Raw genomic sequence first — 23,989 nt, forward strand, 5'->3', positions numbered from 1 at the left:
CAAAGCTTTCCGGTCTTTTTGTCTCGCTCAGACGATCTCCAGTTCCCGAAGGCAACGTTCGATCCGTTGATAGGTATGCTCGATGTCGTTGTCGAGCCCGATCGAGAATCGCACCAGCCCTTCGCTGAGTCCAATCGCGTCGCGTTCCTCTTTTGGAATCTCGGACGAAGTGCTGTGTCCCGGAGGCGAGAACAGAGTCTTGAAGTATCCGAGGCTGACCGCCAGATAACCGACCTTTTCCTGCTGCATTCGCGTCATCAGTTTGTTCGCCGTCTCAAGTTCGCCGACGTCGAGCGCGATCATCCCGCCGAAACCGTAGCCCGGGTTCATAAACGACGTCAGCAATTCGTGCTGCGGGTGTTCCGGCAGTCCGGGATAATGAACCTTAAGGCCGAGTCCTTTGAACCGCTCCGCGAGAAACTGCGCATTCGTGCTGTGCTGGCGCATTCGAAGATGCAGCGAATGCAGATTTTTGAGAATGCTCGCGGCGCGCATCGAATCGAGCACCGCGCCGAGGAGCATCGCCGTCCCCGACGTAATGTCCGTCAACCGATGAACGAATTCGTCGCTCGCGCAAACCGCGCCCGCGACGCAATCGCTCGTGCCGTTGATGAACTTCGTCATACTGTGGACGACGATGTCGGCGCCGAGCCGGATCGGCGAAACGATCAGCGGGCTGAACGTGTTGTCGACGACGAGTTTCGCGTTATTTGCCTTCGCAATCTCCGCGATGCGCGGAATATCTGCGATCTCGAGCAGCGGATTGCTCATCGTCTCGCAGTAGATCACCCGCGTCCGTTCGTTGATCTTCGCCGCGATCTCGTCGAGATTCCGGATGTCCACAAAGTTCACTTTGATCCCGAACCGCGGCAGAATATTCTTGAACAGCGCGTAGGTTCCGCCGTAGATCGTGTGGGCGGCGATAATTTCGTCGCCGGCGTCGCAGATCTGAAGTATCGTCGAACTGATCGCGGCCATCCCCGAAGCGGCGACCTGCGCCGATTCGCTGTCCTCCATTCTGGCAAGCGCCTTGGCGAGATATTTGTTGGTCGGATTCCAATGGCGTGAATAGAGGAAACAGCCTTCGATCTCGTGTTCGAAGAGTTCCTCCATCCGCTCGGGCGTCATAAAGGTAAATGTCGAGGAATCGGTGATCGACGGATTTACATCGCCGAATTCACCGAAAACCAGATAATCCTGAATTCTGCTGCTAGGGTCGAACATAAGTCACCTCTTTAGTGCATAGTGCTTAGTGCATAGTGCATAGTGCATAGTGACTTCGTCTCTGCACTTTGCACTCTCTCTCCACTCTGCACTCTGCACTTTGCACTCTGCACTATCTACTGTCTCCACTTTTTCACTTTTCATCCTTCGCTTCCGTGACGGCAATCACCGGACACAGGGCATTTTCGATGATTCCGGCGACTTTGCCGGCGGCCGAACCATCGGCAAAGAAACGGTGCTTCACACCGACCACGATGAGATCCGCATTCGCGGATTCTTCGACGAGTTCGGCAAAAATGTCACCCTTCTTTTCGACTTCGCGGAGTCGGCAACGAGTCTTGATCTCGTCCGTCGGACAGGGTGTTTTTCCGCTTCGGATGACGACGAGGTCCGCGTCGAATCGGGACGCCGCGTCGACCGCGTATTTCAGCGCGGCGGCAGATTCCTCGGAATCGTCGATGGGACAGAGAATCGTCCTAATTGCGGCGTCAATGTCCGCATCGACCTTCGCGCCGACGGTCAAAACCGGCACACGGCTTTCACGGAGCACTGTTTCCGCGACCGAACCGAAACGGAGCTTTGCGATGCCGCCGCGGCCGCGCGTGCCGAGCGCGATCAGCATCGTCGTCTTCTTTTCAGCATCTTCGAGAATCGCGGCAGACGGCGAATCGTCAACGACGAACGAATCGAATTTCGCATCGGCGGTCAGGTTTCCACGCGCAAAGGCGTTGATCTGCGCCAGATTGGCGTCGTCGGTGCGTTGTTCCTCGGAAAGCAGTTCGTCGAGCTGCGACTCAGTAAAATATGGAGGAAGATCGGGTTCGACGGCGTGTACGATCTTCAGTTTCGCGCCGAGCGCATTCGCGAATTTGTCCGCAAACCGCAACGCGATGGCCGACTGCGGACTAAAATCGGTCGGACAAAGCACCGTCGGCTCATCCGGTCCGCGCATCGGTTCGGGATGTTTGCGGCGCTCGCTGAGATAGAACAGGACCGGCACCGCCATCCGCGAAAGCAGCAAGGACGCGACTTCTCCGGCCATCAGCGAGATCGCAAGTCCCTGAAATATCGGATCGGCGAGCATCACCGCCGATCCGGCGATGACCGCGGCCGCCGTCAGCAGCATCGGCCGGAAACGAACCGCACCGGCATCGACGACCGCATCGATCAGAGACATCCCGTGTTTCATCCGCAGTTCGACGAAATCGACGAGAATAATCGAATTGCGGACGACGATTCCCGCACCGGCGATGAAACCGATCATCGACGTTGCCGTAAAAAACGCGCCCATCAAAGCGTGGGCCGGCAGAATCCCGACGAGCGAGAACGGGATCGCCGCCATTATCGTCAAGGGCGTCTTGAACGATTGAAACCAACCGACGACGAGGATATAGATCAGGACCATCACGACCGCGAAGGCCAACCCGAGGTCGCGAAACACCTCGTACGTAATGTGCCACTCGCCGTCCCACTTCATCGCATACTTGTCCGTCAAAAACGGCTGCGCGGCGACGTAGCGCTCAAGCGCGTATCCCTCGGGAAGCTTCATCGCCTCGATCGAATCGTTGAGACCGAGAATCGCGTAAACGGGACTCTCGACCGCGCCGGCGACGTCCGCGGTGACATAGACGACCGGCATCAGGTTCTTGTGATAGATGCTCTTGTCCGATCTGACTTCTTTGATTTCGACCAGTTCGCTTATCGGAACCAGGTTCCCGGCGGCGCCCACGACCTTGATCTGCTGAAGATCGTCGAGACTTGTGCGTTCCGCTTTCGGAAGCCGCAGATTGATGAACGCGTCTTCCTTTTCAGTCGGCACGTGGAGCAGTCCGACGTTCGCGCCGTCGAGCGCGAGACGCACGGTGTTCGCGATCTGCTCGGCCGAGACCCCGCTGATCGCGGCTTTTTCCTTGTTGATCAGCAGATTGAATTTCGCTTGGTTGTCCTCGACGAACCAATCGACGTCGACGACGCCTTCGGTTTTGTCGAGAATGTCGCGGACGCCGCGCGCGATCTCGATCTGGCGCTCATAATTCGGCCCGTAAACTTCGGCGACGATCGTCTGCAATACGGGCGGACCGGGCGGAACTTCGGCGACCTTGATGCGCGCGCCGTATTTGACCGCGATCTTCTGCAACTCCGGCCGGACGCGCTTTGCGATGTCGTGGCTCTGGTCGGAACGCTCGCCTTTTTCGAGCAAATTGACCTGAATGTCCGCGACGTTCGAGCCGCTCCGCAAGAAGTAATGGCGGACGAGACCGTTGAAATTGTATGGCGACGCGGTGCCGACATATGTTTGATAGTCGACGACTTCGGGAACGGTTCCGACAAACGCCGCGAGTTCGCGCGTGATCGCCGCGGTCTGTTCGAGCGTCGAGCCTTCAGGCATATCGACGATCACCTGAAACTCGCTCTTGTTGTCGAACGGCAGCATTTTCACCTTGACGAACTTCAGCGCGACAAGAGACATCGAACCGAGCAGCAGCACGACGACCCCGATCAGAAACGTGAACCGCCACACCGGTTTGACGATGATCGACGTCATCACCTTGCGATAGAGCCGCGTCGTGAATCCCTCGTCGCCGTGTTCGTGAACGGCATCGCGTTTGAGCATTTTGAGTGCTGCCCAAGGCGTGACCACAAACGCGACGATCATCGAAAAGACCATCGCCGCCGACGCGCCGACCGGGATCGGACGCATATACGGTCCCATCAATCCGCTGACGAACGCCATCGGCAGGATCGCGGCGATGACGGCGAACGTCGCGAGGATCGTCGGATTTCCGACCTCGTCGACCGCGTCAATCGCGATCGAAACGAGCGAACGCCCCTTGTTTTCCGGCAATCCGTAATGCCGCGTCATATTTTCGACGACGACGATCGCGTCGTCGACGAGAATTCCGATCGAAAAGATGAGCGCGAAAAGCGTGATCCGGTTGAGAGTGTAACCGTAAAGATAGAAGACCGTCAGCGTCAGCGCGAGTGTCACCGGAATCGCGGTGGCAACGATTCCCGATTCGCGCCAGCCCAGCGCGAGCATGATCAGCGCCGAAACGGACGCGATCGCGATGAGCATATGAAGCAGCAGTTCGTTCGATTTTTCGGCGGCAGTTTCGCCGTAGTTTCTGGTCGTTGTGACACGCACGTCCTTCGGAATGAACGAAGCTTTCATCGACTCGACCTTTTCAAGTATCTTGTCGGCGATCTCGATCGCGTTCGTTCCCTTGCGTTTCGAAACGGCCAGCGTGACGGCGGGTTCAATGCCGTTCTGTGCGGTTTCCCCGGCCGTGTGTTTCTCACCCGGGCCGTGGCCGAACATCACGTAATCGGCCGGCTCCTCGGGTCCGTCGGTGATCGTCGCGACGTCACGCAAAAAGACCGGACGACCACCGAAGACCCCAACGACGACATTGCCGACGTCCTCGGCAGACGTCAGAAAACTTCCGGTTTCAACCAAGGCCTCGCGGTTTTGAGCGGCGATCTTACCCGAGCTGAGTTGCCGGTTCGACTGATCGATCATCGGAATGATCGCCGCCGGCGCGATCCCGCGCGAGGACATTTTCGCACCGTCAAGCAGTACGCGCAGTTGGCGCCTTTGGCCGCCGATGATCTTGACCTCCGAAACGTCGGCGACCTCCTTGATCTGATCGGTCATCTGCGCGGCGATTCGCCGGAGAGTGAAATGATCGTATGTCTTTGCCGAAAGCGTCAGCGCGAGGATCGGCACGTCGTCGATCGAGCGCGGTTTGACGAGCGGCGGCGACGCGCCCGGCGGGACGAGATCGAGATTTGCGTAGAGCTTTTGATTGAGGCGGACGATCGCGTCTTCCTCGTTCTGCCCGACCTTGAAACGCACGATCGCGAGAGACATTCCGGGCGACGAGGTCGAATAGATGTACTCGACGCCGGGAATTTCCCAGAGGAGTTTCTCCATCGGCTTCGTGACGCGTTCTTCAACTTCCTTCGATGACGCGCCCGGCATCTGAACCATCACATCGACCATCGGGACGATGATCTGCGGCTCTTCCTCGCGCGGAAGCATAAAGACCGCCCCGATGCCGAGCAGGATCGACGCCGCGACGATCAGCGGAGTGAGTTTCGATTGTATGAACGCGCCGGCGAGTCGTCCGGCGAAACCCGTGGATTTATCTGTGTGTTCGGCTCCTTCCTTCATTTCTTGCTCCGCGGAACTCAGAACCTCACCTTCGCGCCGTCGGTGACGCGCGCGGTGTCGGCGGAAACGTAGTCGTCGCCTTCCGACAGTCCGGACAAGATCTCGACGAATCCATCGGACGTCTTGCCGGTCGTGACGATTCTAAACTGCGCCAGTCCGTCGGCGCCGACAACAAAAACTCCCGAGAGCTGGCCGCGCTGGACCAATGCGCCCTGCGGAACCGTGATCGCTTCCTTCTGCGCGATCGGGAACCGTGCCAGGCCATATAGCCCGGTCCTGAGCAACGAATTCGCGGGGAGATCGATCTTCACGGTGTAGCTGCGGCTCGCCGCGTCGGCGGACGGAAGGATCTCGGACACTGTTCCGAGTATCTCCGCGTCGCCGATCGCGTCGATCCGGACCTGAACGCGATTGCCGACGCGGAAAAGCTTCGAACGCGATTCTTCGACGGCGGCTTCGAGTCTGTAAAGCGAACTGTCCTCGATCGAGAGCAACGGCATTCCGGGCGAGGCGACGGCGCCCGTTTCGGCGAACTTCTTGATGATCAGGCCCGAAACGGGCGATGTGATCTTTGAATAGCTTTCAAAAACCTTGCTCCCCGAGATCTCGGCGCGCGCTTGATCGATCCTGGCGTTGATCTGTTTCTTCTTGGAGATGATCGTCTCGACGTTGGCCTTTGCGCGATCGACCTCGGAGACGGCGACCTTCAGGCGTGACTGCGCTTCGTCGAATTCCTGAGCGCTCGCCGAACGCCGCTCGTAGAGTTCCTTGATCCGGCCAAAAGTTTTCTCCGCGAGCGCTTTGTTCTCTTCGGCGGTCTTGACGCCGGCCCTTGCCGCAATGACCGATTTGTCGATCTCGACGAGCGCCGCCTGAGCTTCTTTCAATCCGCCCTCGGCGCGCTGTTTCTGGGTTTGACTCTCGCGATTGTCGATCTCCACAAGGACTTGGCCGCGCGCGACGGTGTCGCCCTCGCCGACCGGAAACGCGACGATTCGGCCCATCATATTCGCCGACACATCGGTCGTCTTCGCAGCTTTGACGGTGCCCGTCGCCTCATAAAAATCCTCGATTGAAGATTTGGTAACCTTGGCGATCGTCACATTCTGAACTTCCGCCGCCGGCGCGACCTTGGCGGATTCTTCCTTTTTGCCGCAACCGATCAGAGTCAGAGCAAGAACCCCGACAATGATCACATATCCCGATTTGACGTTCATAACGTTCATTCCTTTGTTGGCGGTGGTTTCAACCATGATGTCGATCTTGCAACATACGCTTTCGGCTAAGTTGAATACCGCTTTCCAAAATCAAAAATCAGAACGCGCTTGCGTTCGTTAGTCTTCCGGTGGCCAACAACACCGACGCGTAGCTGACGTAATACTCGTACCGCGATGCGAGCAGATTGTGTTTCGCCCGGACCAGCGCCGACTCCGCGCGCAGGACTTCGTTGAATGTCGTCAGGCCGAATTTGTATCGGTCCTGAACGATGCGCAACGCTTCGGTGGCCTGTTCGATCGTTTTGACGGAAACCTGTATCCGCGCCCTCGCGGTCTTGAAATTCTGTTCGGCGCGAATGACCTCGAGCCGGATCTGATTCGCAAGCGCATCCAGTTCGGCGGCGGCGATCGTCTCGGCGGTCACGGTCTGCTCGATACGGGCCTTGCGGCCGGGATCGAACAGCGTGTAGGTCAAATTCACTCCGACCGTGTAATCGGTGCTGCCGTTTGCGAGATAGGGCGAACTGTAGCCTAAATTACCGAAAGCATTGACGCTCGGCAGTTTCTGATCCCGGACGCCGCGGGATCGCGCGCGGGCGACCTCGAGCGCGATCTCGGCGCGCTTGTAATCGGCGCGATTCTCGAATGCGGCCCGCAGGAGCTCCTCACGCGAATCGATCGGAAAGTAACGTTCGACGATGCTTGTCGTGTATTCGAACTCGAATTCCGGAGGAGCGCCGAGCGCGATATTGAGCGCCGCCGCAGTCGTAACGACGTTGCTTTCGGCTTCGAGCTTTTGTTGATTGACATTCGCCGCTTCGACCTCGGCAGCGAGAAAGTCGGCGTCGGTCGTCATCCCGACCTCGACCATATCCTTTGCCTTTTTGACGTTCGCCTCGGCCGACCGTAAAGCTTCGTCGTTCACCATCAGCATTTCCTTCGCGAGGACGGCGGCAAAATAGTTGCGGACGACATCGAACCGGAGTTGTTGCCGGATCGATTCGCCCTGAAACTCGGAACGCCGTTTTTCAAGTTCCGCCTGCGAAACGCGCGAACGCGTCTGGCGCTGGTCGAAGAGCGGTTTTTGAACGCTGATCGCGGTTCTGAAGTTGAACAATCCATCGGGATCGTTGAGCGCGTCAAGCGCGAAATTCGACGAACGGAAGCGGCCTTGCTCGAGCCTCGACCCGAAAACAAAGACCGGATTGTTCGAACGGATGATGCTTTGCGTGAACTGAACTATCGGCTGTTTCCCGGTCTTTGCTTCGGCGAGCGCCGCTTCGTTGGATTTTATCGCCGCATCTGCAATTCGCGTCCGCGGGTCTTGACCAAGGGCCTTTTCGGCCGCATTCTCGACCGAAAGAGCCGGCGGGAAAACCTGTTGGGCGGCGCCGGGCAAAACGGCGAGAACGAACAACAATAGCGTTGTCAGTAGATTGTGCGACTTCCTTTGCGCGGGCATACGATGCACTCCAAAAACGCGGATCAGTTTTCTCGGAAGCCTGCCTTTCGCAGAATCGTGATCATCGGGCACCAGCCGGAAAAGGCCGATTGCATTAAATTCAAGCCGACGAAAATGGTGAAATAGAAGAAATACGGACTGACGTAGATACCGAGAACGACGCTCAAGACGACGAACGCTCCGGCGATCAGATGCAGCATATTGTTAACTGTCATATCAATACCTCCATTCATTAGCGTATAACCATATAGTTATACGCTATATCTAAGGTAAGCTTCTTCACTTGCCTTGTCAAGCGGCCATCACAGACGCGAAAGCAAACTTCCCAAGATCACTCGTTCAGCAACTTTTCGACATCCGATCGGAGCGTCGATTCGAGAACGATCCCCGTATATTTTTTCGCCAACGATCCTTTCTTGTCATATAAAAAAGTGGTCGGCAAAACCATCTCGGCGTCGGTGTTCGGATCGCGCCCGGGACGGAGGATCTCATACGTGATCTTGTATTTCTCGACGAACGGCGCGATCGGTCGCGGATCTTCATCGACCGAAACGCCGACGAATACGACGCCGCGCGGCGTTAGTTCCGTCGCCGCGCTGACCAGTCCGGGAGTTTCAAAACGGCACGGACCGCACCAGGTCGCCCAGTAATTAACCACCAGGACCTTGCCGCGCTGATCCGCGAAGTTCCAAGCTTCACCATTCATTTTGCGAAGCGCGAAATCGGGCGTCGGTTTTCGATCTTCAGGCTTCCAGGGGCCGAACTGCCACCACGAAGGCGGCGCGAGAAAATAGAGTATCGCAACGCTGATCGATAGCGTGATCGCCCACTCGATCAGATTCCGGCGGCGTAATTTCGGTTTCTTGTTTTCGACCGCATCGTCTCGATGAATCATATGTTCAGTATCCGTCTCAGATTGCCACCGAAGATCGCTTCGGCGTCCGCCTTTCCGATACCGATCTCGGCCAGGACCCGGGACTGAACGTCGAAAACCTCTACAATCCAACCGCGCGGGAAAAACGAAGAGTCGGTTCCGAAAAGCAGGCGTTCAGGCCCGACGACCTTCAGCGTTTTTTCGAAGACCTTGGCAAGTTCGAGATCCGGCGCCTCATAGTTCATCCATTTGTTGCTGCTCGAACTGTCGATGTAGATATTCGGGCACAGATCGGCCGCCATCAGCGTCTCTCGCCAAAGTCCGGCGCCGAAATGCGGAATGATGAAACTCACCGTCGGAAATTCGCTCGCGAGTTTATGAACTTCCAGCGGACTCGAGAGCCGCAAGTCGAACACGCTCTTCAATCCGATCTTCTTCCGGATCCCAACGCTCAACGCGCCGCAATGGACAAATATCGCCGTTCCCGGACGATTGCCGGCGAGTTCCGCTATCGCCCGGACATTCGGATCGTCAGCGACGGAGAATCCGTGCATCGCCGGAAAAAGGCAGATCACTTTCAGCCGCAGTTCGTCAAAGGCGCGCCCCGCGCGTTCGACGGCATTCTCCTGCAACGGATTGAAAAAGAAACCGCCGCTGACACGTTCCGGAAACTCGGCAACGGCCTTCGCGATCGACTCTTCGTCATTCGGCAGGCTCGCGATCAGCAACGCTCTTGAAACCCTTTGTCCGTCGAGTTCGTCGACCCAGATCCGGGCGAGTTCGGCAGGGTCTTCCGGCGGCATTCGAAAGCCCGTCAGCTCGCCGATCTTCCCAACCGGATCGGTCTCGCGCGCAAGCGTCGCCGACTGCCGCGCGAGCATTGCAAAAAAGTTATGCGAAATAAAATGCGCGTGCGCGTCAAAGATTTCTATTTCGCCGAAAGGCGTCTGCTTTTTCATTGCTTTGTTACCAACACTTGCCCGCGTTACAGGACCAAATTGAACAAATAGCCAGAGATGATGATGCAGATCGTGACGGTACCGAAAAAGATCGCGATCAGTCTGGCGGTCATAACCTTCTTGAGCAACAACGCTTCGGGAATCGAAAGCCCGACGACGGCCATCATAAACGCCAGCGACGTGCCGATCGGAATTCCTTTGCTGACGAACACTTCGATGATCGGAACGATGCCCGTCGCGTTCGCGTACATCGGGACGCCCAATCCAACTGCCAACGGCACCGCGTACCACCTGTCACGGCCGATATAGTTCTCAAAGAAGCCGGCCGGAACATAACCGTGCAACGCCGCGCCGATTGCGATCCCTATAACCACATACGGAAACACGCTTTTGACGATGCCGAAAGCCTCGTTCGCGATCGACGGAAGACGCTTGAAGAACGTTTTCCGCTCTGATTCGTAGGCTTCGCTCTCGACTTTTGAATTCTCCCAGATCTTCTTGACCCAGTCGGTCAACAGGTACTCCAGTTTCAACGCGTTCAGAAGCGCGCCGCTGACGATCCCGAGAGCAATGCCGGTCGCGACGTAGATGGCGGTTGTTTTCAGACCAAACGAGCCGAGCAGAACGGCGACCGCAACCTCGTTGACAAGCGGCGACGTCACGAGAAACGCGAAGGTCACGCCGAGCGGAATTCCGCCTTTGACGAAGCCGATGAACAACGGCACCGACGAACAGGAACAGAAAGGAGTCGCGGCACCGAACGTTGATGCCAGCAGGTACTCGAGTCCGTAGAGTTTGTTCCGCGAAAGAAACGAACGGAGCCGCTCCACCGGGAAATACGCGTTGACGATTCCCATCAGGAACGTGATCACGAAGAGCAGGATCAGGATCTTTATCGAATCGTATATGAAGAAATTGAGCGCATCGCCGAGATGCGTTCCCTTTTCGATCCCCGCCACCCCGTAGATCAGCCAATCGGCTAGATTCTGCAACCAGTCAAACATCTTTTCAGACGAACATTGCCCTGATTTCCTCTCTTGTCGGGACCTTGCCGCGGATCATCACCTTTTCGTCTAGGACGACCGCCGGCGTCGACATTACGTCGTAAGCCATTATTTTTTCGATATCTTCCACCTTTACGATATCCGCGGTAACTCCGATATCGGCGAGCGTCTCCCGAATCACGGCTTCCGTTTGTTTGCATTTCGCACATCCCGTGCCGAGTATCTTGATCGTGGTCATTGTCTTCACCCCCTATCCAGTTTACATCCGGCCGCACGCTCCATTCCAGCAAACCTGCCGAAAGCCGGCGTCTGCTGCCAAGAGTTCGCGGAGACGATCCGGATCGACGGAAAACCGAACCCAAACTGATCGGAGGGGAAACGTCGTCCCGGCCCAAAACCAGTGCCGAAAGAAATCCGGATTCGGGGAAGAAGGCAAGCATCCCGTCGACTGCCAACGCCGAGCGCGAAATACACGACGAACAGTTTCTTAAACCCAAATTACGTGATAGAGAATTTCTTTCCCCCGAAACACGCCAAAAACGGGAAAAGTGCCATTTTTGATCTTGTTTTCGCGTATTTCGCGGGAAATTGCTTTTAATGAGCAATCTGGGTTAAACATGCGCGTCAACTACTCGTATCGCTCGTCACCCGTCCGCAAAAACATCCCTTCCATAACAACGAGCAGCAGTCGAAAGCGGCGGAAGGATTCAATGGAACATCACCGCCGGCGCAAACTGGATCCTCGAAGTAACGGAGAGTTTCAGGCATCACCTCGCGACGGTCGTATCCGCCTGTTTGTTCCATTGAAAAAATGAACCGTCGTACATTTTGACCCTGTAACCGAGGTATCGGAGCGTGAAATACGTATGCGAAGCCTGTCCGCCGGTACGGCAATAAACGACATTCGTCTTGTTCCTGGCAACGCCCGCGGCGGCGTATATCCGCCGAAGTTCCGCATCCGGTTTCATAATCGGATTCTCGCGCGAGACTATGTTGTTCGCCAGCCAAAAGACATTTATTGAGCCGGGTATGTGTCCCGGTCTCACGATTCCGTCACCGGGCTTTTCGCCTCGGTATTCTTCCGGCGGACGCGCGTCGATGAGCGAAAAGTTCGATGGCGATTGATTTATCACCGACCACGAAACGTCACGCACCGTGTCGATTCCGATCACCGTTTGCGGATCGATCGTGGCTACGAACGGCTCGGGCACTTGCGTCGCGGCTGCGGTCGAGAGCTCGCGTTTTTCGGACTTCCATTTCTCGAGACCGCCATTCAGGACCGAGACGCGTTTCGAGTGGCCGAGATAGTCGAGCGTGAAGAACGTTCGCGCCGCCGCAAGCCCGTTGAGATCGCCGTAAAGGACGATTCTCTTACTGTTCCCGACACCGGCGGCGGAGAACGCCTTTTGAAGATTCTCAACCGATGCGAGTTCGTTCGGAACGCCGTCGCGCGTCGTCGTGATGTCACTGTAAGCCAGAAAACGGGCCGTCGGGATATGACCCGAGTCATAACTCTGGCGGTTCGCTCCGACATGAAGCAAAATGACGCGGTCAAGATTTTTGGCCAGCCAGCCGGTCGAGACAAGCATCTCCCGATTCGCGCTTTGCGCCTCAGCCGATCCCGTAAACAAGGCGACACAGAGCGCCGCAAATAACATCAGATTCCTTAAATTCATAGAGTTAAACCACCTTTGATCATTCGTTTTTCGATCGGCCGGGGATTCTACAGAAGTGGCGTCAGTTCACCGAGTTTTCCCCGCAACGTCGCCGGTCTGAAACATCTCGCCCATCGCCCAAACCGAACGACGCGACAATGTTGTGTCCGCCGGGCTTGACCGATCGTTCAACGAGTTCGACATAGGATCGCCGGTCTTCCGCAGCCGTCAGAAAATGGAACACCGCCCTATCGTGCCAGACGTCAAAACGGTTTGCGGGCAGAACGATCCGCGTAACGTCGCCTTCGATCCACTCGACGGATTCAGCTTGCGTTCCAAGTCGGTCCCGGTTGCAGTCGAGAGCGGTCGCAGAGATATCGATCACCGAAACGTCGGAAAAACATCGATAATTGCCGATTCTCGGCCGATCCCGATCCGGATCAAGAGCTGCATCGAGTTCCCAAGATATTCCAGGTACCAGCTTACCTGCCGGTCATCCTTTGTTTGATAAACGTTTTCCCAATGCGATTTTCGGTTCATTTCTCGGTCTCCGCATCGGTATTTTTGTCATCACGCCGTAACTCGACGTCGCACGAATTGCGCATTCAGGTGCTGACGCCGAGTTTCGGCAGAATGACCAGCTGCATCAGCAGCCAGAAAACGAAGAAACCGATGATCCAATAAATGTCGTTCATATTTTCAATACCTGTTTAGAATGGTCGTCCGCCGCGACGTCCGCCACCGCCCGGACCGCCGCCGCCCGCTCCGCAGCGCTCGAACGCCGGCAAATGGTTCTGTTCGGACGCTCGCTGCAATTCACGATAAACCATCAAAATGTCCTCGCGGGCAGTCGATTTCAAAAGCCGCGTGTATAGATCGCGATTGGCGATCTCGGCATCGACCCCGGCCTTGCAGGCTGCTGCAACGTTTTCGAATTTCGGCGCGCTGCCGATCCAACCGTTTTCCGGCACCGGGATTCCGTGGGTTTTGAAAAGTACCTTCAAACGCTCGGCGTGACGCGCCTCAGCCTCCCGGATATTGATGAATGGCCGAGGATTCCGAAAATCTTTATTGACCTGTTCGTAAATCGCAAGTGCCATATACTCGTCGTTCAGGGCGAGCAGCAAACCATCAACCTCTTCCTTCTTGAGTTCGCCTTTGTACGTGGCGAAATCGTAATTGCAGATCTTGCATTCCGTCCCGGTGGTTTTTGTCGCTTCCGGCGGCGGCGTTGGCGCCGCGTTGACGGGAGGGACTTTGTTCTGAAGCTGATTGCTCGTCTCCGGTCCCTGTCCGCATCCGACGATCAGGAATAACGCTGCGATGATAACTACTGACTTCATACTGCCTCCAAGCAAAAAGCCTTCCGCGAACGAACGGCTTGCTCTTTATTTTGTGCTAGCGCAGGAACTCGCCGATACTTCGGACTCCAGCCCGGCGTCGAGCCACGCCTGAGTCCCGCCTGTAACGTTGTAAACTTTCGCAAATCCTGCATTTTCGAGTATGCTCGCGCCGAGCGACGATCGGTATCCGCTTTGGCAGATGACGAATGTCGGCACCTTCGGATCCAGCCGTTCTAGTTCTTTATCAAGGCGGTCGAGCGGGATGTTCAAGGTTCTGACCGCGTGACCGTTGGCGTGTTCCGCCGGACGCCGGACGTCGACGAACTGCAGATATTTCTCGGTCTCGGTCAGCCCGCTGACTTCGTTAACGGAAACCTGTTCAACTGATCTTGTTTCACCTCGATAGTCGCCGAAGAGAATGAACCCCGCGACCGTTTCGTGCCCGACTCGCGCGAGCCGCATAAACGCCTCGTCAACTTGCGCTTCGGTTTCGGCGACGATCGCGAGATTCGTACCGATCGGGATCATCGTTCCGGCCCACGACGCAAACTGTCCGCCGAGGCCGATATTGACCGAGTTTGGGACGTGAGCCGCACCGTATTCGACGTTCTTGCGGACATCAATGACGACTCCGTCAAATTCCGTGATCTCGACCGAATTCATTGCTTTCGGTCTCGGAAGATCGGCCAGCGAACGCGAGCCTTCGAGATTCTTCGCGGCGCTGCGCGGAAAATAAGCCGGAACCTCCGGTTGATCGGCGGCGACGATCTTGACGAATTCTTCCTTCGTCATCGGCTGCAATGCGTAGTTGAACTGGCGCTGATTTCCGAGCGTCGACCAGGTTTCCTTTGACAGGGACTTGCCGCACAACGAACCCGCGCCGTGCGCCGGATAGACCTCTGTCTCGTCGGGAAAATTCAAAATCTTCCCGTGCAGCGAATCGTAAAGCATACCGCCCATCTGCTCGGCCGTGAATCCTTTCGATCCGACAAGATCGGGCCGTCCGACATCGCCGATAAAAAGCGTGTCGCCGGTGAACATCTTGAGCGGTTCTTCCGCGTCTTCGGTATTCTCGGCGATGATCGTGATTCCCTCGGGCGTGTGGCCCGGCGTTTCGAGGAACTTCAACGAAACGGCGCCGACTGCAAGTTCGTCGCCGTCAGCTACCTTTAGTGTCGGAAACGATGTGTTTGCGCGCCTGCCGTAGACGATCTCTGCCCCGGTTTTGGCGGCAAGTTCGAGATGGCCCGAAACGAAATCGGCGTGCGAATGCGTCTCGATGATGTACTTGATGCGTTGGCCGTTCGCTTCCGCCTCGTCAAGATATTGCTGAACGTCCCGTTGCGGATCGATGATCGCCGCTTCGTCGCCCGAACCGATGTAATACGAGGCATGCGCCAGACAGCCAAGATAGAATTGTTTGAATTTCATAAACCCCCAAGAGCGATTTTGGATTTTTGATTTTTGATTTTTGATTGGGAACCGCACTGATCGTTCTACTCAGCTACGCTCCGGATCTAAAATCGCAAATCGAAGACTTCGAAGTTTTTTACTACCAAGAATACCGCGACTCCTATGACAAGCAATGCAAATGCGCGCTGCAATCTTGCGGGCGCGAGCCGGTGCGAAAGAATCGTCCCCGCGATCGTTCCGCCGATCGCGATCGCGAGAACAAGAAAAGTCAGGGCAAGATCGACGTTGGTCTGCGCCAGATGCCCGACGAAACCTGCTGCGGAGTTCATCGCGATCACCAGAAGCGACGTTCCGATCGCCGGTTTCATCGCCAACCCGCCGAATAGCACCAACGCCGGCACGATCAGAAACCCGCCTCCGACACCGAGAAACCCGGTCAGAACACCGACCCCAAAACCGGCCGCGACGGCCTTGCGGCTATCGACCTGCCGGTCGGCACCGGCGTCCGGATTTCGGCGGCGCCAAAGCATCGATGCAGCAACGACGAACATTAGTCCGGCAAAGATCAGAAGGAGTGCGTCCGACGGAACAAGCCGGGTCAAAGGCGATCCGGCAAGCGCACCGCCGATCCCGGAAATCCCAAAGAGCAGACCCGAAGACGGCACAAGATTTCCGCGGCGATGATGCAAATATGCGCCGAATGCGCTGGTCGCGCCAACCACTGCGAGCGACATTCCGACCGCCTCGTGCGCGTCGATCCCGAGAAAATAGACAAGTATCGGAACGGTCAGGATCGAACCGCCGCCGCCGATAAGTCCGAGCGAAAGGCCGATCGCCGCGCTCAGAACCAAACCTGTCAGAAACAGCAAACTCATATGAAAGAAATTGAACGAACGCGGGAAACTTTCAAAACCTGCAAACTCCCCCCGGCGTTTGCACGGAACGTCCCGCGTTCGACCGCTAGTTCACCGGCGAAACCGAAGAATCGCTCAGGTGAACCTTTCGGTTCCAAGGCATTCTTGCCAGGAGCATTGCCATTCCGCACCAGTCCGTGGCACCGGCAAAAGCAAGTCCGGCGCCTACAAAACCGGCAACCCAAACAAAATGCTGGCTCACAAAAACGCTCAGCAAGACGGCCGTGAGCACCATCAAGCCGGCTGCAAACCGAACCTGACGGTCAAGCGCCCACGGCGCCCTTTCGTCGCGTTCGATCGGAAGGTCTTCATTCTTCCACGCCTCGAGCCCACCACGGACATTGACCACGTTTGTGAATCCGAGCGCACGCAGACGCTTCTGCGCTTCGGAAGAGCGCCGACCCGACCGGCACATTACATAGACCGTATGCGAATGATCGAGTTCCCGATGCCTGCTCTCGATTTCATTTAGCGGCACGAGTTTCGCGCCGCTGACGCGCCCGCCCGCAAATTCCGCATATTCGCGGACATCGACGAGCGTCGTGTTCTCTTTACCCAATTTTTCCTGCAACCCCAAAACAGTACATTCACCCATTGTTCGTTCTCCAATAATAAAATTACTCTATAACAATACAGTTATATTCTTGACCCGTCAATCAAAAACCCCTTCGATCGGGAAAAAACTCCCGACTACGCTGCGAAGATCTCGACTTGCGTCCGAAGCCTTTCTTCGAGCGAACTGCAAACGACCTCGCACAATGTAAAGATGCTCGGGTCAGCGATCGAATAGTAGACCGTGTTTCCCTTCTGAAGCCGCGAAACAAGACCGCCTGTCTGAAGTATCTTGAGGTGCTTCGAGACGTTCGGCTGGCTCGTCCGGCAGAGTTCGGTCAGTTCACCGACGCTTTTTTCGCCGTTCTGAAGAAACTGCAAAAGCCGCAAGCGCAACGGTTCCGACATTATCTTGAACCGATCCGCAACTAGACAAAGCGCGTCGTCCGATAAGGGTTTTTCTGCCATAGGTTATAAGTATATTCCAACGCAGCTATATTTGTCGAATGTCGAAGCCCGATCGGGACACAAGGGCTATCAGAAGTAGGGATTGTGGTCTAAGTTTCCACTGGCTTCCGCTAGGAAGAAAGAGGCTGTCTGAAAAGTCCATATTTCTGAAAGTCGCAAACGGGACAACACGTGCGGCAAGGCGAACAAAACGAGCGCGGCCCTTTTTTGAACAAAGCGACATCATGATGCTGCAAGTCCAACAATCAACGACTTATCTTCGACCCCTTCAGGGTCGGCGTCTCGTCTGACTAAAATCCTGGGGTTACGCTTCGCTCACCCCAGGCTATTATCTGATTCGCTTTCAGCGAATTTATCCCGTTTCCAGACGGCCTCCAATCTAGCTGAAGCTAGTGGCAACCTAAATAAGCTGGTGGCAATTTATCTTAACCTGGTGGCGCTTGAAGAACCAAAACGATGTCCGCGAAAATCGCAAAGTCGAACCGGACCTATCCGAACCTGGTTCCAAATTTCTGGACTTTCAAATTTCCAAACGGTTATAATCAGCGGGTCTCTCCGACAATTGCCGTGCGGTGTAAATGAAACAACGACTCGCGAACAAACGGGCGAAACTATCCCAACGAATAACCGATGCTATGGGTTCGGAGCGGCCGTTTCGCGAACTTGCCGGAAACATCACCCATCTCGCCAAATCAGCGCTGGCGGAGGCAAACAGTCTCTCGATCGAGATGGTTCAGATCAAGCTTTCGAAACTGCCGAAACGCCTCGACGGATTTCGTATCGTCCATCTGTCGGACACGCATCACAGTCCGTTCACGGGAATTGACCATATCAATCGCGCGGTGAAGGTTGCGAATCGCCTGAAGCCTGACGTGTTTCTGCTTACGGGCGATTACGTCTCGCACGACCGCGAGTTCATCGCGCCGGTCGCTGAAGCCCTCGGCAGGCTCAAGTCCGAATCCGGGACTTTTGCCTGTCTCGGAAATCACGACCACTGGACCGATGCGGACGAAGTGACGAAACGATTTCGGGCTGTTGGGATCAACGTGCTTATCAACGAAGGCGCCCGATTCACAGCTCGCGGCGCGTCGTTTTGGCTGTGCGGGGTCGACGATTATATGGTCGGGAAAACGGATCTCCGCGCGGCGCTGCACGGCTCGTTTCCGGACGAGATGAAAGTCCTTTTGGCGCATAATCCGGTATTGGTCCGCCAGGCGGCGCGGTACGGCGTCGATCTCGTTCTCAGTGGACATACGCACGGCGGCCAGGTGAAATGGCGCGACGAAGAAAAGCGGATCTTGCCCAAGCGCCGCCTGACCAACGGCCTTCATCGTTGGAAAGAGACGCAGATCTACATTACCCGCGGCATCGGCACCGTCGTCTTTCCGGTCCGTTACCAATGTCCGCCGGAGATAAGTTTGTTAGAATTGCAGACAGCGTGAGGGGAATGGGGATTTGGGATTTGGGATTTGGGATTTGGGATTTGGGATTGGGGATTTGGGATTCCACAAATTCCAGATTCCAAGTTCCAAGATTCTGGAATCCGAAATCCGGAATCTAGAATCTGGAATCTGGAATCTGGAATCCGAAATCTGGAATCCGGAATCTGGAATCCGAAATCTGGAATCTGGAATCTCTGGAATCTGGCATATCTGGAATCTGGAATCCGAAATCTGGAATCTGGAATCCGAAATCTGGAATCTGGAATCTGGAATCCGAAATCTGGAATCTGGAATCCGAAATCTGGAATCCGGAATCTGGAATCCGAAATCTGGAATATCTGGAATCTGGAATATCCGGAATCTGGAATCTGGAATCCCAAATCACAAATCACAAATCCGAAATCAAAATGAGTAATGGCATCGCGACAATTCCAAACCTTCTGACCTTTTTACGAATGGCGTTGATCCCGGTCTTTGCGAGTTTGTTGTTTTATGGCTACAGCGGTTGGTCACTGCTAGTCTTCGTCATCGCCGGCGTTTCGGACGGAATCGACGGATTCGTCGCCCGACGGTTCGACCAAACTTCGGAACTCGGCACGATCATCGATCCGATCGCCGACAAACTGCTGATGACCGTCGCCTTCATAGTGCTCACGATGCCGAATGTCTTGCAGCCGACGGCACATCTTCCGGTTCCTTTCTGGGTGACGGCCGCAGTGATCGGGCGCGACGTCCTGATCGTGACCGTCGCCGGCGCGATCAACGTGATGACCGGGTTCAAAGGCTTCAAGCCGTCTTGGCTCGGGAAAGCGTCAACGACGGTCCAGGTCTTCGCTGTGACGCTCATTCTCGTCGCCGCGGTTTTCGGATACAGCTTCTACCTTCCGACGACATACGTCATCGTCGTCGTTTTCGCTTTCGCTTCGGGCCTGCACTACATCTTCCACGTCTCCAAGCTGATGCGGGAAGAAGAACAGTCCAAGTAATCAATGACTCGAGCGCAACTTCCCGAACGATGCGGCGGATCGCAGCGTTCGGGGTTCGGCGCCTCGGCGCGACTTCACAGCAATTGTTGGATGGGTTGGCCCTCGTTACAAATCTAAGCGTGCATACTCACATAAACTTGACAACAGCACACTCAACTCTTATAGTAAGGCGTGGCTCAAAGTGGGCAGTTTTTATCGCAATAATTCATATTTGGAGATAAGTTATGAGCAAAATTATCGGAATTGACTTGGGAACGACCAACTCGGTCGTCGCTGTGATGGAAGGCGGCGAACCGGTCGTGATCACAAACGAAGAGGGCGGCCGCACGACACCGTCGGTCGTCGCCTTCACGAAAGACGGCAACCGGCTGGTCGGACAGGTAGCCAAACGCCAGGCGGTTACCAACCCGGAAAACACGCTTTACTCAGTGAAACGATTTATGGGCCGTCGCTATGAAGAAGTGTCGGGCGAAATCAAACAGGTTCCGTTCAAGGTCGAGAAGGCCGGCAACGGCGACGTCCGCATCGACGCGCAGGGAAAGCATTTCAGCCCGCCCGAGATCTCGGCGATGGTTTTGCAGAAACTTAAGAAAGCGGCCGAAGATTATCTGGGCGCGAAAGTTGACCGTGCCGTCATTACGGTCCCGGCGTATTTCAACGACGCTCAGCGCCAGGCGACAAAAGACGCGGGCAAGATCGCCGGTCTTGAAGTGATGCGCATCGTCAACGAGCCGACCGCGGCGGCGCTCGCCTACGGACTCGACAAGAAAAAGGACGAAACGATCGCGGTCTTTGACTTTGGCGGCGGCACGTTCGACATCTCGATCCTCGAAGTCGGCGAGGGTGTCGTCGAAGTCAAATCGACCAACGGTGACACACATCTCGGCGGCGACGATGTTGACGAAGCGTTGATCAAGTGGATCATCGACGAATTCAAGAAAGATCAGGGCATCGATCTGACGGCCGACAAAATGGCGCTCCAGCGTTTGAAGGAATCGGCCGAAAAAGCAAAGGTCGAGCTTTCGAGCGCGATGGAAACCGAGATAAACCTGCCGTTTATTACGGCCGATCAATCCGGACCGAAGCATCTTGTACTGAAACTGACGCGAACGAAGTTTGAAGCGCTCGTTGAACCGCTTCTGAAACGCCTGATGCCGCCTGTCGAACAGGCGATCAAAGACGCCGGGGTCGAAAAGGGCCAGATCGATGAGATCGTCCTCGTCGGCGGCTCGACACGCATCCCCAAGGTTCAGGAAATGGTCAAGGCCTTTTTCGGAAAAGAGCCGAACAAATCGGTCAACCCGGACGAAGTTGTCGCGCTTGGAGCGGCCGTTCAGGCAGCCGTTCTCGGCGGTGAAAAGACCGACATCCTGCTGCTCGACGTGACGCCGCTCTCTCTCGGCATCGAGACGCTCGGCGGCGTGATGACGCATATGATCCAGCGCAACACGACGATCCCGACGCGAAAATCTGAGATCTTCTCAACCGCTTCGGACAATCAAACGTCGGTCGAAGTCCACGTCCTGCAGGGCGAACGCCCGATGGCCGGTGACAACAAGACGCTCGGAAAGTTTCATCTTGTCGGAATTCCGCCGGCACCGCGCGGCGTCCCGCAGGTCGAAGTAACTTTCGACATCGACGCCAATGGCATCGTCAACGTTTCCGCGAAGGACGTCGGCACCGGCCGCGAACAGAAGATCACGATCACGGCTTCGAGCGGTTTGTCGAAAGAAGAGATCGACAAGATGATGAAGGACGCCGAGTCGCACGCCGGCGAAGACGGCAAACGCAAGGAAACTATCGAAGCCCGCAACCGTCTCGACGGACTGGTTTACTCGGTCGAGAAATCGTTCGGCGAACACAAGGACAAACTCGACGCGGCCGCGGCCGGCGAGATCGAGGCGGCTATCGCCGATTCGAAGACCGCTCTTGGCGGCGAAGACACGGAAGCGATGAACAATGCTTTCGAACGCCTGCAAAGCGCTTCGCATAAACTTGCGGAAGTTCTTTACAGCCAGGCCGGAGCGGCCGCAGGCGGAGATACCGAAGAGCAAGCCTCGTCGGCATCGGCCGGCGGCGGGGAGTCGACTTCAGCGTCGGCTGACGACAACGTCATCGATGCCGAATACGTCGACGTCGACGAAGAGAAGAAATAGCCCAGTCGGTACCGCCTGCGTTTGTGGGCGGTACTGACCTGCGCAAAAGTGAAAAAGCAAAAGGCAAAAACCGAAGCGTGAACAGAAATCAGCCGTTTGCCTGTAAGTCGTTGCAGGCACCGGCTGATTTTGCGATACTCAAACGATTTCGGAATTGGGAATTGTGATTTTGGATTTTGGTTCGAAGTCCGGACTCGATTGAATCGTCACCCGCGGACGACAATCGTCAATCACAAATCCCAGATCGCAAATCCTAAAGATGGCTAACAAAGACTATTACAACGTTCTCGGCATAAAGAAAGACGCCAAGGCTGATGAGATAAAGAAAGCTTATCGCCGCCTGGCGCGAAAGTATCATCCGGATGTGAATCCGAACGACAAGGCCGCCGAGGAGAAGTTTAAGGAAGTCCAGGAAGCCTACGACATCCTTTCGGATGACAAGAAACGCAAGGTCTTTGACAGATTCGGCTACTATAACGACAATCTGGATCCGGATTCACCATTCGGCACAAGCGCCGGGAGCGGCGGCGGCGGATTCGACTTTTCCGGGTTCACGTGGGACACCGGTTCGTCCGGACAGTCGAGCAGCTCGTCGAGTTTTCGCGATATCTTTTCGGATCTTTTCAGCGGCAGCAGCGGCGCAAAGCGCGAGCCTGAACCGCCGAAACCGCTCCCGAAAAAAGGACGCGACATCGAGATCCCGCTCGCGTTGAGTTTTGAAGAGTCGTTCACGGGACTGACTACGAACATCACGGTCAACCGCAGCGAACAGTGTTCGCGCTGTCTCGGCGCCGGCGATACCGGAGGACCGGTCGTCGCGTGTACGACCTGCAAGGGTACTGGTCAAGTGATGAAAACCGGCGGCCGACTGCAGTTTTCGCAGGGTTGCGGAGATTGCGAGGGCACCGGGCGGCGACGCCAGCCGTGCTCGCTCTGCGCCGGCAAGGGAGTGACGCCAAAGAATGAACAGGTGAAGATCAGAATCCCGGCCGGGGTCGATACCGGCTCGCGGGTGCGCATTCCGAAGAAGGGACACGGCGGACGGCTCGGAGCCGAACCGGGCGATCTTTATATTTTAACGAACGTCGGGAAGCACCGGCATTTCATACGCAAAGGCGACAATATTTACGTGACGATCCCGATCACGATTCCGGAAGCGTCGCTCGGAACAAAGATCGAGGTCCCGACCGTCGAGGGCCGGGCGCAGGTAAAGATTCCGGCGGGCACGGAATCGGGCCAGAAATTTCGTTTGCGCGAACGTGGATTTCCTTCGCTTCGGAATCCGAACCTCCGCGGCGATCAGTTCGTCGAGGTTCAGATCAAACTCCCGCGCGTCATCAGCGAAGAGACGAAGGAAATCCTGCGCCAGTTTGAAAAGGCAAATCCGGAAAACCCGCGAAAGACGATCGGATTGGAATGAGACGATTTGGGATTTGGGATTTGGGATTTGCGATTTGCGATTTGCGATTTGCGATTTTGGATTTTGGATTTTGGATTTGAGATTCCGGAATCTGGAATTTGGATTCTTCGGACTTGTTGAATTCTGGAATCTGGAATTTGGATTCTTCGGACTTGTTGAATTCTGGAATCTGGAATCCTGGAATCTGGGCTCCTGGAATCCTGGAATCTGGAATCTGGAATCTGAAATTTGGGATCCTGGAATCTGGAATCCTGGAATCTCGAATCCTGGAATCTGGAATCTTCGAAATTCTTGAATCCTGGAATTTGTTTCCGATGAAGAAGAAGATCAAGACATATACGATCAGCGCCGTTGCGGAACTCTACGAGATCCATCCGCAGACGCTGCGTCTCTATGAACGCGAAGGGCTCTTGCAGCCGTCGCGCTCGATCGGCAACACGCGATTGTATACCGACACCGATCTTGAACGCCTAGAAGTCATACTCTCGCTCACCCGTGAACTCGGCGTAAATCTCGCGGGAGTCGAGATCATCCTCAATATGCGCGAAAAGATGGACGCGATGCAGCGCGAATTCGAGCGTTTTTTCGAATACCTCAGAACTCACGCCAACGAATTCTCACATCACGTCGAAACATTCTCGGGTTCGGAAGCGCTGATTCCGGTCTCGCGTCTGAACGTCACGATCCGCAAGTTCCGCGAGCGTCAAGAAGACTGATTCGTCTTTA

General features: G+C 55.7%; 24 protein-coding genes. 5 read left to right on the forward strand and 19 right to left on the reverse strand.

Annotation, left to right across the window (positions count from 1 at the left end):
• Positions 1–27 precede the first annotated feature (27 nt).
• The 17 genes from IPN69_22655 to IPN69_22735 form a co-directional block, all read right to left on the reverse strand.
• Positions 28–1,224, reverse strand: coding sequence for an aminotransferase class I/II-fold pyridoxal phosphate-dependent enzyme (locus IPN69_22655; protein MBK8813508.1), 1,197 nt, complete (start codon positions 1,222–1,224; stop codon positions 28–30).
• Positions 1,225–1,357: 133 nt separating this feature from the next.
• On the reverse strand, positions 1,358–5,398 hold the full coding sequence (locus IPN69_22660) for an efflux RND transporter permease subunit (GenBank protein MBK8813509.1): 4,041 nt from the start codon (positions 5,396–5,398) through the stop codon (positions 1,358–1,360).
• Positions 5,399–5,415: 17 nt separating this feature from the next.
• A complete protein-coding gene (locus IPN69_22665; GenBank protein ID MBK8813510.1) occupies positions 5,416–6,651 on the reverse strand; it encodes an efflux RND transporter periplasmic adaptor subunit in 1,236 nt (411 codons plus the stop codon).
• 61 nt (positions 6,652–6,712) lie between these two features.
• Positions 6,713–8,077: a TolC family protein gene (locus IPN69_22670; GenBank protein ID MBK8813511.1), complete on the reverse strand. Its 1,365-nt coding sequence runs from the start codon at positions 8,075–8,077 to the stop codon at positions 6,713–6,715.
• A 23-nt stretch (positions 8,078–8,100) separates the two neighbouring features.
• On the reverse strand, positions 8,101–8,292 hold the full coding sequence (locus IPN69_22675) for a DUF2892 domain-containing protein (protein MBK8813512.1): 192 nt from the start codon (positions 8,290–8,292) through the stop codon (positions 8,101–8,103).
• 116 nt (positions 8,293–8,408) lie between these two features.
• Positions 8,409–8,972: a TlpA family protein disulfide reductase gene (locus IPN69_22680; protein MBK8813513.1), complete on the reverse strand. Its 564-nt coding sequence runs from the start codon at positions 8,970–8,972 to the stop codon at positions 8,409–8,411.
• Entirely contained in the window at positions 8,969–9,910 is a 942-nt protein-coding gene (locus IPN69_22685) for an amidohydrolase (protein MBK8813514.1), read from the reverse strand. The genes IPN69_22680 and IPN69_22685 overlap by 4 nt, the downstream gene beginning before the upstream one ends.
• A gap of 26 nt (positions 9,911–9,936) precedes the next feature.
• Positions 9,937–10,914, reverse strand: a complete 978-nt coding sequence (locus IPN69_22690; GenBank protein MBK8813515.1) for a permease — start codon at positions 10,912–10,914, stop codon at positions 9,937–9,939.
• A 4-nt stretch (positions 10,915–10,918) separates the two neighbouring features.
• On the reverse strand, positions 10,919–11,152 hold the full coding sequence (locus IPN69_22695; protein MBK8813516.1) for a TM0996/MTH895 family glutaredoxin-like protein: 234 nt from the start codon (positions 11,150–11,152) through the stop codon (positions 10,919–10,921).
• Positions 11,153–11,681: 529 nt separating this feature from the next.
• Positions 11,682–12,572 (reverse strand): sulfurtransferase, encoded by an 891-nt coding sequence (locus IPN69_22700; protein ID MBK8813517.1) that lies wholly within the window; start codon positions 12,570–12,572, stop codon positions 11,682–11,684.
• A gap of 79 nt (positions 12,573–12,651) precedes the next feature.
• A complete protein-coding gene (locus IPN69_22705) occupies positions 12,652–12,954 on the reverse strand; it encodes a class I SAM-dependent methyltransferase (GenBank protein MBK8813518.1) in 303 nt (100 codons plus the stop codon).
• Positions 12,951–13,109 (reverse strand): hypothetical protein, encoded by a 159-nt coding sequence (locus tag IPN69_22710; GenBank protein MBK8813519.1) that lies wholly within the window; start codon positions 13,107–13,109, stop codon positions 12,951–12,953. The genes IPN69_22705 and IPN69_22710 overlap by 4 nt, the downstream gene beginning before the upstream one ends.
• 170 nt (positions 13,110–13,279) lie before the next feature.
• Positions 13,280–13,669: a DUF2202 domain-containing protein gene (locus IPN69_22715; protein ID MBK8813520.1), complete on the reverse strand. Its 390-nt coding sequence runs from the start codon at positions 13,667–13,669 to the stop codon at positions 13,280–13,282.
• A 288-nt stretch (positions 13,670–13,957) separates the two neighbouring features.
• Positions 13,958–15,343, reverse strand: a complete 1,386-nt coding sequence (locus IPN69_22720) for an MBL fold metallo-hydrolase (protein MBK8813521.1) — start codon at positions 15,341–15,343, stop codon at positions 13,958–13,960.
• A gap of 86 nt (positions 15,344–15,429) precedes the next feature.
• Positions 15,430–16,200 carry a sulfite exporter TauE/SafE family protein gene (locus IPN69_22725; protein MBK8813522.1) on the reverse strand — a complete coding sequence of 257 codons (771 nt, stop codon included), beginning with the start codon at positions 16,198–16,200 and terminating at the stop codon, positions 15,430–15,432.
• 85 nt (positions 16,201–16,285) lie between these two features.
• Positions 16,286–16,834, reverse strand: coding sequence for a rhodanese-like domain-containing protein (locus tag IPN69_22730; GenBank protein MBK8813523.1), 549 nt, complete (start codon positions 16,832–16,834; stop codon positions 16,286–16,288).
• A gap of 95 nt (positions 16,835–16,929) precedes the next feature.
• Positions 16,930–17,259, reverse strand: coding sequence for a helix-turn-helix transcriptional regulator (locus tag IPN69_22735; protein MBK8813524.1), 330 nt, complete (start codon positions 17,257–17,259; stop codon positions 16,930–16,932).
• A gap of 578 nt (positions 17,260–17,837) precedes the next feature.
• Between IPN69_22735 and IPN69_22740 the strand changes: the two genes are divergently transcribed.
• Positions 17,838–18,701, forward strand: coding sequence for a metallophosphoesterase (locus tag IPN69_22740; protein MBK8813525.1), 864 nt, complete (start codon positions 17,838–17,840; stop codon positions 18,699–18,701).
• Positions 18,702–18,816: 115 nt separating this feature from the next.
• Here the strand turns inward: IPN69_22740 and IPN69_22745 are convergent, their stop codons facing one another.
• Positions 18,817–19,086 carry a hypothetical protein gene (locus tag IPN69_22745; GenBank protein ID MBK8813526.1) on the reverse strand — a complete coding sequence of 90 codons (270 nt, stop codon included), beginning with the start codon at positions 19,084–19,086 and terminating at the stop codon, positions 18,817–18,819.
• 22 nt (positions 19,087–19,108) lie between these two features.
• Here IPN69_22745 and IPN69_22750 point away from each other — a divergent pair, with 22 nt between their 5' ends.
• From IPN69_22750 to dnaJ, 3 genes are all read left to right on the forward strand, one after another.
• Positions 19,109–19,687 carry a CDP-alcohol phosphatidyltransferase family protein gene (locus tag IPN69_22750; GenBank protein ID MBK8813527.1) on the forward strand — a complete coding sequence of 193 codons (579 nt, stop codon included), beginning with the start codon at positions 19,109–19,111 and terminating at the stop codon, positions 19,685–19,687.
• Positions 19,688–19,911: 224 nt separating this feature from the next.
• Positions 19,912–21,843 carry a molecular chaperone DnaK gene (gene dnaK, locus IPN69_22755; protein ID MBK8813528.1) on the forward strand — a complete coding sequence of 644 codons (1,932 nt, stop codon included), beginning with the start codon at positions 19,912–19,914 and terminating at the stop codon, positions 21,841–21,843.
• A 259-nt stretch (positions 21,844–22,102) separates the two neighbouring features.
• Positions 22,103–23,263, forward strand: coding sequence for a molecular chaperone DnaJ (gene dnaJ / locus IPN69_22760; protein MBK8813529.1), 1,161 nt, complete (start codon positions 22,103–22,105; stop codon positions 23,261–23,263).
• On the opposite strand, the gene IPN69_22765 is transcribed toward dnaJ, so the two are convergent.
• Complete coding sequence (locus tag IPN69_22765) at positions 23,181–23,594, reverse strand: hypothetical protein (GenBank protein ID MBK8813530.1); 414 nt, start codon at positions 23,592–23,594, stop codon at positions 23,181–23,183. The two genes, dnaJ and IPN69_22765, sit on opposite strands and share 83 nt — an antisense overlap.
• On the opposite strand from IPN69_22765, the gene IPN69_22770 reads away from it, so the two are divergent.
• On the forward strand, positions 23,578–23,979 hold the full coding sequence (locus tag IPN69_22770; GenBank protein MBK8813531.1) for a helix-turn-helix transcriptional regulator: 402 nt from the start codon (positions 23,578–23,580) through the stop codon (positions 23,977–23,979). The genes IPN69_22765 and IPN69_22770 overlap by 17 nt on opposite strands.
• Positions 23,980–23,989: the final 10 nt, after the last annotated feature.

This window comes from Acidobacteriota bacterium (assembly GCA_016715115.1).
In the GTDB taxonomy this organism is placed as follows: domain Bacteria; phylum Acidobacteriota; class Blastocatellia; order Pyrinomonadales; family Pyrinomonadaceae; genus JAFDVJ01.